This is a genomic window from Streptomyces sp. NPDC048504 (assembly GCF_043200035.1).
Taxonomy (GTDB): Bacteria; Actinomycetota; Actinomycetes; order Streptomycetales; family Streptomycetaceae; genus Streptomyces.
Genome location: NZ_JBICXA010000004.1, coordinates 571,193 through 583,900 on the forward strand (window position 1 = coordinate 571,193; position 12,708 = coordinate 583,900).

Annotated in this window: 9 protein-coding genes; 3 read left to right on the forward strand and 6 right to left on the reverse strand. The window is 69.8% G+C overall.

Annotated elements, in window-relative coordinates:
• The first annotated feature begins 67 nt into the window (after positions 1–67).
• Positions 68–1,855, forward strand: coding sequence for a substrate-binding and VWA domain-containing protein (locus tag ACGFY9_RS13445; RefSeq protein WP_393753850.1), 1,788 nt, complete (start codon positions 68–70; stop codon positions 1,853–1,855).
• Between the two features lie 12 nt (positions 1,856–1,867).
• Here the strand turns inward: ACGFY9_RS13445 and ACGFY9_RS13450 are convergent, their stop codons facing one another.
• Positions 1,868–3,388, reverse strand: a complete 1,521-nt coding sequence (locus ACGFY9_RS13450; protein ID WP_393753851.1) for a glutamate-cysteine ligase family protein — start codon at positions 3,386–3,388, stop codon at positions 1,868–1,870.
• Positions 3,389–3,918: 530 nt separating this feature from the next.
• On the opposite strand from ACGFY9_RS13450, the gene ACGFY9_RS13455 reads away from it, so the two are divergent.
• Both ACGFY9_RS13455 and ACGFY9_RS13460 read left to right on the forward strand, forming a co-directional pair.
• Positions 3,919–4,503 (forward strand): hypothetical protein, encoded by a 585-nt coding sequence (locus ACGFY9_RS13455; RefSeq protein WP_393753852.1) that lies wholly within the window; start codon positions 3,919–3,921, stop codon positions 4,501–4,503.
• A gap of 283 nt (positions 4,504–4,786) precedes the next feature.
• On the forward strand, positions 4,787–4,978 hold the full coding sequence (locus ACGFY9_RS13460) for a DUF5999 family protein (protein WP_033283380.1): 192 nt from the start codon (positions 4,787–4,789) through the stop codon (positions 4,976–4,978).
• Between the two features lie 92 nt (positions 4,979–5,070).
• Here ACGFY9_RS13460 and ACGFY9_RS13465 read toward each other — a convergent pair whose 3' ends face one another.
• From ACGFY9_RS13465 to kdpB, 5 genes are all read right to left on the reverse strand, one after another.
• The gene (locus ACGFY9_RS13465) at positions 5,071–6,537 is read right to left on the reverse strand and encodes a glycoside hydrolase family 43 protein (RefSeq protein WP_393753853.1); all 1,467 of its coding nucleotides are present in this window, start codon (positions 6,535–6,537) and stop codon (positions 5,071–5,073) included.
• 57 nt (positions 6,538–6,594) lie between these two features.
• Complete coding sequence (locus ACGFY9_RS13470; protein WP_393753854.1) at positions 6,595–9,141, reverse strand: ATP-binding protein; 2,547 nt, start codon at positions 9,139–9,141, stop codon at positions 6,595–6,597.
• Between the two features lies 1 nt (position 9,142).
• The gene (locus tag ACGFY9_RS13475; RefSeq protein WP_393753855.1) at positions 9,143–9,826 is read right to left on the reverse strand and encodes a response regulator; all 684 of its coding nucleotides are present in this window, start codon (positions 9,824–9,826) and stop codon (positions 9,143–9,145) included.
• A gap of 120 nt (positions 9,827–9,946) precedes the next feature.
• A complete protein-coding gene (locus ACGFY9_RS13480) occupies positions 9,947–10,579 on the reverse strand; it encodes a potassium-transporting ATPase subunit C (protein WP_393753856.1) in 633 nt (210 codons plus the stop codon).
• 25 nt (positions 10,580–10,604) lie between these two features.
• Positions 10,605–12,698, reverse strand: coding sequence for a potassium-transporting ATPase subunit KdpB (kdpB, locus tag ACGFY9_RS13485; RefSeq protein WP_393753857.1), 2,094 nt, complete (start codon positions 12,696–12,698; stop codon positions 10,605–10,607).
• Positions 12,699–12,708: the final 10 nt, after the last annotated feature.

Below are 12,708 nucleotides of genomic sequence, written 5' to 3' on the forward strand. Positions count from 1 at the left end.
ACCTCCCCCATGTCTGCCATACGGCCGCATACCGGCACGTGGTTCAACAGGGAGGGGCATCACCGTCATGGGACGTCACAGCTTGCCCGATCAGTACGGGGCGGGCGGCAGCGACCCCCGTCCTCGTGCGCGCCGCCGTACGGTGGCCATCGCCACGGTGCTCGTGCTGACCGTCGCCGGCGGTACCGCCGTGGCGGTGCAGAGCGGGTTGCTCTCCTTCGGTTCCTCCTGCCGGAAGGACGCGGTACGGCTGAGAATCGCCGCCTCCCCCGACCTGACTCCCGCTCTGCGCGCGGCGGCCGGACAGGCGCGCGACGAGGGCATCACATCCGACGGGCAGTGTCTGAACATCTCGGTGACCGCCCAGGAGTCGTACAAGTTCGCGGACACGCTCAAGGCGGGCAGGCACCCCGACGCGCAGGTGTGGGTGCCCGACTCGGAGCTGTGGGTGAACGAGGTCTCGTCGGCCGCCGACAGCGACGCCACGGAGGTCACTTCCGCGGGCAACGTGGCGTCGACGCCGGTCGGGGTGGCGATGGTCCCGGCCGCCGCGAAGTCGCTCGGGTGGCCGAAGAAGACGTACAGCTGGCTGGACCTGGCCGGGGCCACCCTCACGGACGACTCGCTGCGGCTGGGCGCGGCCGACCCGGCGCGCAGCGCGACCGGGCTGCTGGCGCTCACGCAGCTGAGTACGGCCGCCGCGAAGGTCAAGGGCGGGGCCACGCAGGCGGCGGCGATGATGAAGACGCTGTCGCAGCGGACCTCGGACACCGACAGCCAGGTCCTGGACACCCTGCCGCGCGACTCGTCCGGCACCGAGCAGGGCAATCCGAAGCGCAACCAGGCGCTGGTCCTCAGCGAGCAGTCGGCGTTCGCGTACAACGCGTCGGCCGGCGGCGCCGGGAGTCTCGACCTGTTCTATCCGAAGGACGGCTCCCCACGGCTCGACTACCCGTACAACCTGGTCGACCAGGAGCGGCTGACCACGGACCAGAGCCGGGCCGCGATCCGGTTCATGACGTATCTGAGCCAGCCGGCGCAGCAGAAGCTGATGGAGAAGTACGGCTTCCGCACCGATGACGACGCCGCGCCGAAGACCGTGGTCGCGAAGGCCGGTGGCAGCAGTCCGCAGCCGTACGCCCTGGCGGCGGCCGAGCCCGCCTCCGACGCGGCGCTCCAAGAGGCCCTGGGCACCTGGACGATCACGGTGCAGAGCGCGCGGATCACCACGGTCGTCGACGCGTCCGGCTCGATGGCGGAGACGGTGCCGGGGACCGGGCAGTCGCGCATGGACGTCACCAAGGCCTCGCTGCTGCAGGCGCTGGCCACGTTCACGCCGGAGGACGAGATCGGGCTGTGGGAGTTCTCGACGAAGCTCGACGGCGACAAGGACTACCGCGTCCTGGTGCCGACCGAGCGGCTCGGCGACCGCACGGGCGACGGCACCCAACGGGACGCCCTGTCAGCGGCGTTCGGCTCGCTGAAGCCGGTGCCGAACGGGGCGACCGGGCTCTACGACACCACGCTCGCCGCGTACAAGGCGGCCACGTCCTCTTACGCGAAGGGGAAGTTCAACGCGCTGGTCATCCTGACCGACGGGGTCAACCAGGACCCGGGCAGCATCTCGCGTTCCACGCTCATCAAGCAGTTGCGGCAACTCGCCAGCCCCGAGCGGCCGGTGCCGCTCATCATGATCGGGGTGGGTCCGGAGGCCGACAAGGAGGAGGCCCGGCAGATCGCCGAGGCGACCGGCGGCTCGGGCCACGAGGTGACCGACCCGGCCCAGATCCAATCGGTGATCCTCCACGCCATCGTGGCGGCGGGCGCGTCGGGCGCATCGGCCAACGCGGGCTGAAACAACCGCAGTTCACCCCAGCGGCACCGGCTCCGGCAGCCCCACCGGCCACGTGTGGACCGGCTCCCCGAGGTGCATCAACTCGCTGTAGCGGCGGGTGGTCGCGGCCAGCGCGGCTTCCCTGCCGAGGCCCTGTTCCCGTGCGCGGTGGAAGGTGGCGGACTGCCAGGTCGCGCCGTTGGCACGGCGGCGGCAGCGCTCGTCGATCACGCCCAAGTACAGGTCCCGGTCTGCCGGTTCGACCCCCCACGCGTCCAGGCCGGCCTCCGCGAGCGGCAGCAGTTCGTCGCGTACGAGGGCCACCGCGTCGATCTCGGTGGTGCCGCCGAGGCGTCCGCGCCGGGGCCAGAGCAGGCGGGCGTCGATGCCGTGGCGGCACGCGGTGTCGAAGTTGGCGGCGGCGGCCTCGAAGGGCAGCCGGGTCCACACCGGGCGCGACTCCTCGGCGAGGGCGCGGACGACGCCGTAGTAGAACGCGGTGTTGGCGATGACGTCGGTGACCGTGGGGCCGGCCGGCAGGACGCGGTTCTCGACGCGCAGGTGCGGGACGCCGTCGGCGATGCCGTAGACCGGGCGGTTCCAGCGGTACACCGTGCCGTTGTGCAGGACGAGTTCGGCGAGGGTGGGGATGCCGCCCGCGTCGAGGACGTCGAGGGGTTCCTCGTCGTCGGGGATCGGGAGCAGGGGCGGGAAGAAGCGCAGGTTCTCCTCGAAGAGGTCGTACGCCGACGTGACCCAGCGCTCGCCGAACCAGGTGCGGGGGCGGACACCCTGGGCCTGGAGTTCGGGCGGGCGGGTGTCGGTGGCCTGCTGGAAGAGCGGGGGCCGGGACTCGTGCCACAGCTCACGGCCGAACAGGAAGGGCGAGTTGGCGCCCACGGCGACCTGGACGGCGGCGACGGCCTGGGCCGCGTTCCACACGTCGGCGAAGCGGTCCGGGGTGACCTGGAGGTGCAGCTGCACGGAGGTGCAGGCGGCTTCGGGCGCGATGGAGCCCGAGGTGCAGGTGAGGTGCTCGACGCCGTCGATGTCGAGGACGAAATCCTCGCCGCGGGCGGCCATGATCTGGTCGTTGAGCAGGGTGTACCGGTCGACCGCGGAGAGGTTCGAGGAGACCAGGTCGTCCCGGTCGAGCGTCGGCAGAATGCCGATCATCAGTATTCCGGCGTCGACCTCGCCCGCTTTCCGATGGGCATATGCCAGTGACGTACGGATCTCCTCGGCGAGCCGGTCGAATACCCGGCCCTCCAATCGGTGTGGGGCAATGTTGACTTCCAGATTGAACATGGCGAGTTCTGTTTGGAAATCTCGGCTCGCGATGCGTTCCAGCACCTCGCCATTCAGCATTCTCGGCATGCCGTCGGAGCCGACGAGGTTCAGTTCGATCTCCAGCCCCATGAGGTTCTTCGGGCGGTCGAACCGCTTCTCGGCCAGCAGCCGCTCCAGCCCCGCCAGACAGCGCCGCAGCTTGGCGCGGTAGCGCTGACGGTCGGCGAGCTCGAACGATCCTCCCGCCACGACCTTCTCCCCCATGATGCGTCACCTCCTCGTCCCACTCGTCCCCGGGTCAGGAAGGATGATGCCCAGACCTGGCGATCGATAACGTCCCCGGACCGGCCCGGCGCCCGCTACTCTGGTCGAACGTGACCCGCGGCACATTCACGAGGCATGCGGCAGCGAGCAGTTCCCGCGCAATGAGAACCTCGTGAAAAACGCCGACGAGAATTGGCCGACCCCATGGGTGACATATCCCGAGGTCATCGCCGTAGGGCCCGTTCGGAACCGGGATGATTCCCGTGAATCGCTGGCCTAATAGGTCCTTGTTGTTCATACGGGAAACGGTTAGACGAAACATCGTCTGAACCCGTGTCGTATAAACTCCGCGAACAAGGCAGAAGGTTGGCGCCCCGGTCCTGGAACCTGCCGTCTAGGCGACGTGCGGCAGGCCGTACCCATGTTCACGGAACCCGGCCCGGCCTCCCTGACCCCGAGAGCTGACAGCGCCGTCCGCCCCCGCCCCGCCCTCGCGCCATCAGTGCCTGTCGAATGAGAGGCGACCCACCATGCCGCTGCATGTCCCCCCGGCTCCCGCGCCCGCCCTGCGCTCCGTTCTCACGGCACTCGGTTCCCCCACCGCGGTCCGCGAGGCCAAAACGCCCTCCCTGCGCGCGGCCCAGGGACCGGCAACACCCGAACTCCCGCTGCCCCTGCATGTGTTGGACCGCGTGTCCGCGGACGGGACGGCCGTCACCCGGCTGGCCGGATGGCGTTTCCTGATCCGCTGCGGGGACCGCGCGGTCGCCGCGGCCGAGACCATGCTGACCCCCGACGGCTGGGCGTTCTCGCACTTCTTCGAGGGCCCCTACATCGCCTCCACCGAGCGGGCGCTGCGCCAGGCCGAGAACATGAAGGGCGCCTACCAGCCGCGCCTCCTCTCCGTGCCCGGCCTCTACATGCTCACGCTCTGGCTGCACGGCGACCTCACCGACGACGGCGCCGGCGGCCGCCCTGCCGCGTCCGATCTGCTGGTCCCACTGGCCCCCGCACCGCCCGGCATCGCGGCCCATCGTCCGCACCGGGTCGCCGAGTTGCTGCCGATGCTGACCCATCGGGTGACTCCCGCGCCGCTGCTCGGTTCTCCCGCCTGACTTTCCCCCGCCGTCACCCCCGTACCCCGCCGCCGAATTCCCGGCAGCGGGGTACGATCGCGTTTCCGACCCTTTCACGCTCGCAACGCTCGTCCGAGCACGAAAAAGCTCGTACGAGCTGGGAATTGGGATGAACCGTCCGCGCGGGTGACGCGTCTTGAACCTGTGAGAAGCGGTGCTGCTAAATCCCTGCGGATTGACGTCCATGGGGCAACACTGGGTTCGGACCGACTCAACACCACGGGGGACGGACATGACCACAACAGAGCGAGAGATCCCACCAATGTGCAAGCACCAGCCACCGTGTCCCACAGCCGAATCCGCCGACCGGGAATCCGCCCGCCTCATGGCGCACCACCCGGAACAGGGCTGGAGCCTGCTGTGCAACGGCGTTCTCCTGTTCGAGGACACCGGTGAGCTCCTGCCCGACGGGCAGATCATCGCCCCGCACCGCCAAGTGGTGACAGCCGCTTGAGCATTTCCCGCGTGAGCATTTCAGGGACATGAGGGGCCGGCCGCACACATGAGGTGCGCACCGGCCCCGACGCATTTCCGGGGTTGGTCACCCTACGTAGTCGGCCACTGTCGGAGTGCCTCCTGATAGTCGAACCAGTCGAATGCCGCCTCCCCCTCAGTGACGTACATGCCGATCACCCGCCCGGTGAATCCCCCTGCCACTTGCGTGGACAGATAGCGTCCGTCCAACTCGGCCAGTTCTACGGCGCCTTCGGGACCCTCCACGGAGAAGGCGAGGGTGTCGGGGGCTCGTGTCTCGGCATCGGTCGCGGTGATGTCGACGGCCAGGACGACCGGGCCCGGCGCCACCGGATGCTCAGCGACCCGTTGCCGTACAGGGCCGATCCGCGCGACCACGCTCACCACTCCCCCGGCGACCTCGATGTCGTAGTGATGCGCCTCGTCCATGCGGACGGAGAGGCCGGCCGGGCCGGAGCCGGGTTCGATCCGAGTGGATACACGGCAGTCGGGGTGCTGTTGGCGGCGGCCGAAGAACACCGGGGCGGACTTCGCGGCGAGGGTCAGCCAGCCCGGGCGCTCGGTCAGGGACCAGCTGTCGTCCGGCCTGCTGCGCGGGGAGATCCAGGAGTGGGCGAGGGCCGGGGCGTCGAAGTCGTCGCGTACCGGCGGGAGTTGGAAGGGGTGCCAGGCCTCCGGTGCCGGCTGCTGTTCCCGTACCGGGCCGACCCTCGGCCAGCCGTCCGCCCACTCCACCGGGGTCAGGAACGTCTCGCGGCCGAGCACGTGGAAGCCGGGGAACCAGCCCCGGGGCCGGGTGCCGAGCAGGACCATCCACCAGGTGCCGTCGGGGGCGCCGACCAGGTCGGCGTGGCCGGTGCTCTGGATGGGGAGGTCGGTGCTGCGGTGGGAGAGGATCGGGTTGGCGGGGCCCGGTTCCCAGGGGCCGCGCGGGGAGCGGGCGCGGGCGATGGAGACGCTGTGGCCGTCCGCGGTGCCGCCCTCGGCGATCATCAGGTACCACCAGTCGCCGACGCGGTAGAGGTGCGGGGCCTCCGGGTGCTGGAGTCCGGTGCCGGACCAGATCGGGAGCGGGCCTTCCAGGACCTTGCCGGTCGCCGGGTCGATGCGGAACACCGTCACCCCGGCGACGGCGCACCAGCAGGTGCCGTCCTCGTCCCAGGCCAGGTCGGGGTCGATGCCGGGCACGTCGACCAGCACCGGGTCCGACCAGGGGCCCTCGGGCCGGTCGGCGGTGACGAGGAAGGTGCCCTTGCCGCGCACGTCGGTGGTGATCAGGTAGAAGCGGCCGTCGTGGTGGCGGAGGGTGGGGGCGTAGATGCCGGCCGAGGCGGGGGTGTCGTCCGGGAGGTCCAACTGCCCTGGCCGGTCAAGGACGTTGCCGATCTGACGCCAGTGCACCAGGTCCCGGCTGTGGAAGAGCGGGACCCCGGGGAAGTACTCGAAGCTGGAGCACGCGAGGTAGTAGTCCTCGCCGACCCGGCACACGCTGGGGTCGGGGTGGAAGCCGCCGATGACCGGGTTGTCGTAGGTCCGCATGGGTCTCCGCCCCTCCGTCCGGCCCGTGCTCGAAAGTTTCGGGCCGTATGCCGAATATTACGGAGCCGGACTGTAGGTGGAACCTTCGGCGGGGGCAAGGGCGGGTGCGGGGGCGAGGTGGAGGCTGAGGACCATCGTGAGGCCGCCGCCCGGGGTGTCCTCGGCGCTCAGCGTGCCGCCGAGGGCTTCGGTGAAGCCGCGGGCGACCGCGAGGCCGAGGCCTACTCCGGCGCCGCGCGGGGCGTCGCCGTAGCGCTGGAAGGGTTCGAAGATGTGGTTCTTGGCCTCGTCGGGGACGCCCGGGCCGCGGTCGATCACCCGGATCTCGACGCGGTCGACGATGGCACTTGCCGTGACCAGTACGGGAGTTCGCTCCGGGCTGTGCTTCACCGCGTTCTCGACGATGTTGGCGACGGCGCGTTCCAGCAGGCCCTTGTCGACGGGGACCATGGGCAGGCTTTCGGGGATGTCGAGTTCGACGCTGTCCTCGGGGACCCCGCCCAGCGCCATCGGGATCACCTCGTCGAGGTCCGCCTCGCGGATGATCGGGGTGACCGTGCCGGTCTGGAGGCGGGACATGTCGAGGAGGTTCCCGACGAGGTTGTCGAGGCGGTCGGCGCCGTCCTCGATGCCGGCCAGCAGCTCGGCCTGGTCCTCGTCCGACCAGGCGACGTCCTCGGAACGGAGCGAGGACACCGCCGCTTTGATGCCGGCGAGGGGTGTGCGCAGGTCGTGGCTCACGGCGGCCAGGAGTGCCGTGCGGATGCGGTTGCCTTCCGCCAACGCCCTTGCCTGGTCCGCCTCTTCGCGGAGGCGGCGGCGGTCCAGGACCACGGCTGCCTGTGCGGCGAAGGCTGCCAGGACGCGGCGGTCCTCGGCGGGCAGGACCCGGCCGGAGAGGGCGAGGGCCATGTGGTCGCCGACCGGTACGCCGACGTCCGCGTCCTCCGGGTTCTGGCAGGGGCGGGGGCCCACGCTGCCCGCGCAGGTCCAGGGTTCGACGTCGCTCGCGCGCTCCAGCAGGGCGGCGGACTCCATGCCGAAGGTCTCCCGGACCCGTTCCAGGAGTGCCTCAAGGCTGGTCTCACCGCGCAGCACGTTGCCCGCGAGGTAGGAGAGGATCTCCGACTCGGCGCGCAGCCGTGCGGCTTGGTGGGTGCGACGGGCCGCCAGGTCGACCACCGACGCGACCGACACCGCCACGGCCACGAAGATCGCGATGGCCACGATGTTCTTGGGGTCGGCGATGGTGAAGGTGTGCACGGGCGGGGTGAAGTACCAGTTCAGGAGCAGCGATCCGACCGCCGCCGAGGCCAGTGCCGGGAAGAGTCCGCCGAGCAGGGCCGCCGCCACCGTCAGGGACAGGAACAGCAACATGTCGTTGGCCAGGCCGACTTCGGGGGCGACGCCGCTCAACAGCCAGGTCAGCAGCAGCGGTCCGCCGATTCCGGTCAGCCAGCCCCAGACGATCCGGGCCCGCCCGAGCCGCGTCCCCCGGTTCACAGGCAGGCCACGCCCCTTGCCGGCCTCGTCGTGGGTGATGAGGTGGACGTCGAGATCGGGGCCGGACTCGCGGGCGACCGTCGAGCCGACGCCGGGCCCGAAGACGTACTGCCAGCCCTTGCGGCGGGAGACACCGAGGACGATCTGGGTGGCGTTGACGCCGCGGGCGAAGTCCAGCAGGGCTGCCGGTATGTCCTCGCCGACGACGTGGTGGAAGGTGCCGCCCAAGTCCTCGACCAGGGTGCGCTGTTGGGCGAGTTCCTTCGGGGAGGCCGAGGTCAGGCCGTCGCTGCGGGAGATGTAGACCGCCAACACCTCGCCGCCCGCGCCCTTTTCGGCGAGGCGCGCGGCCCTGCGGATCAGGGTGCGTCCCTCGGGGCCGCCGGTCAGTCCCACGACGATCCGCTCCCGCGAGCCCCAGATCGCCGAGACGCGGTGTTCGCTGCGGTACTCCTGGAGGTAGGCGTCGACCCGGTCGGCGAGCCAGAGCAGCGCCAACTCCCGTAGGGCGGTGAGGTTTCCGGGCCGGAAGTAGTTGGAGAGGGCCGCGTCGACCTTGTCCGGTTTGTAGATGTTGCCGTGGGCCATCCGGCGCCGTAGCGCGGGCGGTGACATGTCGACCAGCTCGATCTGGTCGGCGCGGCGCACCACTTCGTCCGGGACTGTCTCCTGTTGGCGGACGCCGGTGATGGACTCGACGATGTCGCCCAGGGATTCCAGGTGTTGGATGTTGACGGTCGAGATCACGTCGATGCCCGCCGCCAGCAGCTCTTCGATGTCCTGCCAGCGCTTGGCGTTGCGGGAGCCGGGGATGTTGGTGTGCGGCAGTTCGTCGACGAGGGCGACCTCGGGGTGGCGGGCGAGGACCGCGTCGACGTCCATCTCGGTGAACGTCGTGTCCCGGTAGGCGAGTTCGCGGCGCGGGATCTCCTCCAGGCCGTGCAGCATCACCTCGGTGCGCGGTCTGCTGTGGTGTTCCACGAAGGCGACCACGCAGTCGGTGCCCCGCTCGGTTCGCCGGTGCGCCTCGGACAGCATCGCGTACGTCTTGCCGACGCCCGGTGCCGCGCCGAGGTAGATCCGGAGCTTGCCGCGTCCCATGTCATCCTTCGAAGCGGTAGCCCATGCCGGGCTCGGTGATCAGATAGCGGGGGCTCGACGGGTCCCCCTCCAGCTTGCGGCGCAACTGGGCCATGTAGACCCGGAGATAGTTGGTCTTGTTGCTCTGGGTCACCCCCCACACCTCCTGCAGCAGGTACTTCTGGGTGATCAGACGGCCCGGGTTGGTGACCAGGATCTCCAACAGATGCCACTCGGTGGGGGTGAGCCGGATGTCGTGTCCGTCGCGGGTGGCCTTCTTGGCGAGCAGGTCGATGGTGAAGTCGTCGGTGGTGACGAGGGTGGTCGTCGGGGCGAGCGGCACGTCCTCGACGCGGCGGACCGCGGCCCGTAGCCGGGCCAGGAGTTCGTCCATGCTGAACGGCTTGGTGATGTAGTCGTCGGCGCCCGCGTCGAGGGCGGCGACCTTCTCGTCCGAGGCCTGCCGCGCCGACAGCACCAGGATCGGGACCCGGGTCCAGCCGCGCAGCGCCTTGATGACGTCGACGCCGTCCATGTCGGGCAGTCCGAGGTCGAGCATCACGACGTCGGGCTGTCGCGCGGCCGCGAGCCGGAGCGCGGTGGCGCCGTCGGGGGCGGCGTCGACGCCGTACTGCCGGGCCTGCATGTTGATCACGAGGGCCCGTACGAGCTGCGGGTCGTCCTCCACCACCAGCACCCGTGTCATGGGGGTGTGCCTTTCGTGTGGTCCCTGGCATGGCGGCGGGGGGGGGGGGGGGGGGGGGGGGGGGGGGGGGCGGCGGCGCCCCCCCCCCCCCCCCACTCCCCTGCCGGTCGTGTAACGCCATCAGCTCTTCGTCACAAGGGACTTGAGCGCGATGTTGAGTTCGAGGACGTTCACCGTGGGTTCGCCGATGAAGCCGAGGGTGCGGCCGTCGGTGTGGTCCTCGACCAGCTTCTCCACCTGGGTGACGGAGAGGTGGTTCCGTTCGGCGACCCGGTGGACCTGGAGTTCGGCGTAGGCCGGGGAGATGTCCGGGTCGAGGCCGGATCCGGAGGAGGTGACGGCGTCGGCCGGTACCTGGGAGGGCTTGACCTTGTAGTCGGCCGTGGAGTTGTTCTTCACGACCGCCGCCTTGGCGTCCTCCACCTGCTTGACGAGCACCTTGCTGTCGGCGGAGAGGTTGGTGGCGCCGGAGAGGATCAGCTTGTACTGGGTGTTGATCGAGTTCGTGCCCAGTCCGTTGGCGGGGCGCCCCTGGAAGTAGTCCAGGCTGTAGCCCTGCTGACCGATGAGCGAGGAACCGACGACCTTGCCGTCCGCCTTGATCTCCGAGCCGTTCGCCTTGTTGTCGAACAGCGCCTGGGCCACACCTGTCACCGCCAGCGGGTAGATGACGCCCGTCACCAGGGTCAGCACGAGCAGGGCGCGCAGCCCCGCCCAGAGCAACCGGGCTGTGTTGGATACCGAGTTGTTCATAGCCGATCAGCACGCTTTCAAAAAGTTACAGCCCGGGGATGAGGGAGATGAGGAGGTCGATGATCTTGATGCCGATGAAGGGGGCGATCAGTCCGCCGATGCCGTAGATCCCGAGGTTGCGCCGGAGCATCTTGTCGGCGCTGACCGGCCGGTACTGCACGCCCCGCAGGGAGAGCGGCACCAGCGCGATGATGACCAGCGCGTTGAAGATGACGGCCGACAGGATCGCGGAGTCCGGCGAGGCCAGGTGCATGATGTTGAGCTTGTCCAGGCCGGGGTAGACGGCCGCGAACAGCGCCGGGATGATCGCGAAGTACTTCGCGACGTCGTTGGCGATGGAGAACGTCGTCAACGCGCCCCGGGTGATGAGGAGTTGCTTGCCGATCTCGACGATCTCGATGAGCTTGGTCGGGTTCGAGTCGAGGTCGACCATGTTGCCGGCCTCCTTCGCGGCCGACGTACCGGTGTTCATCGCGACGCCGACGTCCGCCTGGGCCAGCGCGGGCGCGTCGTTCGTGCCGTCGCCGGTCATCGCGACCAGCTTGCCGCCGGCCTGCTCCCGCTTGATGAGCGCCATCTTGTCCTCGGGAGTCGCCTCCGCGAGGAAGTCGTCGACGCCCGCCTCCTCGGCGATCGCCTTGGCGGTCAGCGGGTTGTCGCCCGTGATCATGACGGTCTTGATGCCCATGCGGCGCAGCTCGTCGAACCGCTCGCGCATGCCCGCCTTGACGACGTCCTTGAGGTGGATGACGCCCAACACCCGTGCGCCGTCGGCGTCTTCGACCGCCACGAGCAGCGGGGTGCCGCCGGCCGCGGAGATCCGGTCGGTGAGCGCGCCGGCGTCCTCGGACACCTCGCCGCCCCGCTCCCGGACCCAGGTGACGACCGAACCGGCCGCGCCCTTGCGGATCTTGCGCCCGTCGACGTCCACACCCGACATACGGGTCTGCGCGGTGAAGGCGATCCACTCGGCGTGGGCCAACTCGCCCTGGTGGCGCTCGCGCAGACCGTACTTCTCCTTCGCCAGGACGACGATGGAACGGCCCTCGGGCGTCTCGTCGGCCAGCGAGGAGAGCTGGGCGGCGTCGGCGACCTCGGCCTCGGTGGTGCCGGTGACCGGCACGAACTCGGAGGCCTGGCGGTTGCCGAGGGTGATGGTGCCGGTCTTGTCGAGCAGCAGCGTCGAGACGTCACCGGCAGCCTCAACTGCCCTGCCGGACATGGCCAGTACGTTGCGCTGCACCAGCCGGTCCATGCCCGCGATGCCGATCGCGGAGAGCAGCGCGCCGATCGTCGTCGGGATCAGACAGACCAGGAGGGCCACCAGCACGATCATCGTGAGGTGGGTGCCCGCGTAGTCCGCGAACGGGGGCAGGGTCGCCACCGCGAGCAGGAAGACGATCGTCAGCGAGGCGAGCAGGATGTTCAGCGCGATCTCGTTGGGAGTCTTCTGCCGGGCGGCGCCCTCGACCAGGGCGATCATCCGGTCGATGAAGGTCTCGCCGGGCTTCGTCGTGATCTTGATGACGATGCGGTCGGAGAGGACCTTCGTACCGCCGGTGACGGCCGAGCGGTCGCCGCCGGACTCGCGGATGACGGGCGCGGACTCACCGGTGATGGCCGACTCGTCGACACTCGCCACTCCCTCTACGACGTCACCGTCGCCGGGGATGATGTCGCCGGCCTCGCAGACCACCAGGTCGCCGATGCGCAGCTCGGTGCCGGGGATCTGTTCCTCGGTCGTGCCGTTCAGCCGCCGGGCCACCGTGTCGGTCTTGGCCTTGCGCAGGGTGTCGGCCTGCGCCTTGCCGCGGCCCTCGGCGACCGCCTCCGCCAGGTTGGCGAAGATGACGGTCAGCCACAGCCAGACGCTGATCGCCCAGCCGAACCAGTCCCCCGGGTCCTTGAAGGAGAAGACCGTGGTCAGCACGGACCCGATCCACACCACGAACATCACGGGCGACTTGACCATCACCCGCGGGTCGAGCTTGCGGCAGGCGTCGGGCAGGGACCTGATCAGCTGCTTCGGGTCGAAGAGGCCCGCGCCGACACGTCCCTCGTCCTTGTGACCGGTCGGCACATCGCTGTGCGGCGCCCGGGTCGGAGTGGCAGTGGACATCGAGTCCTCT

Excerpts from the sequence above, each read along its gene's own strand:
- ACGFY9_RS13470 (WP_393753854.1), bottom strand. The coding sequence starts at position 9,141 with ATGGGACGCGGCAAGCTCCGGATCTACCTCGGCGCGGCACCGGGCGTC.
- ACGFY9_RS13475 (WP_393753855.1), bottom strand. The coding sequence starts at position 9,826 with ATGACACGGGTGCTGGTGGTGGAGGACGACCCGCAGCTCGTACGGGCC.
- ACGFY9_RS13445 (WP_393753850.1), top strand. The coding sequence starts at position 68 with ATGGGACGTCACAGCTTGCCCGATCAGTACGGGGCGGGCGGCAGCGAC.
- ACGFY9_RS13455 (WP_393753852.1), top strand. The coding sequence starts at position 3,919 with ATGCCGCTGCATGTCCCCCCGGCTCCCGCGCCCGCCCTGCGCTCCGTT.
- ACGFY9_RS13460 (WP_033283380.1), top strand. The coding sequence starts at position 4,787 with ATGTGCAAGCACCAGCCACCGTGTCCCACAGCCGAATCCGCCGACCGG.
- ACGFY9_RS13465 (WP_393753853.1), bottom strand. The coding sequence starts at position 6,537 with ATGCGGACCTACGACAACCCGGTCATCGGCGGCTTCCACCCCGACCCC.
- ACGFY9_RS13450 (WP_393753851.1), bottom strand. The coding sequence starts at position 3,388 with ATGGGGGAGAAGGTCGTGGCGGGAGGATCGTTCGAGCTCGCCGACCGT.
- kdpB (WP_393753857.1), bottom strand. The coding sequence starts at position 12,698 with ATGTCCACTGCCACTCCGACCCGGGCGCCGCACAGCGATGTGCCGACC.
- ACGFY9_RS13480 (WP_393753856.1), bottom strand. The coding sequence starts at position 10,579 with ATGAACAACTCGGTATCCAACACAGCCCGGTTGCTCTGGGCGGGGCTG.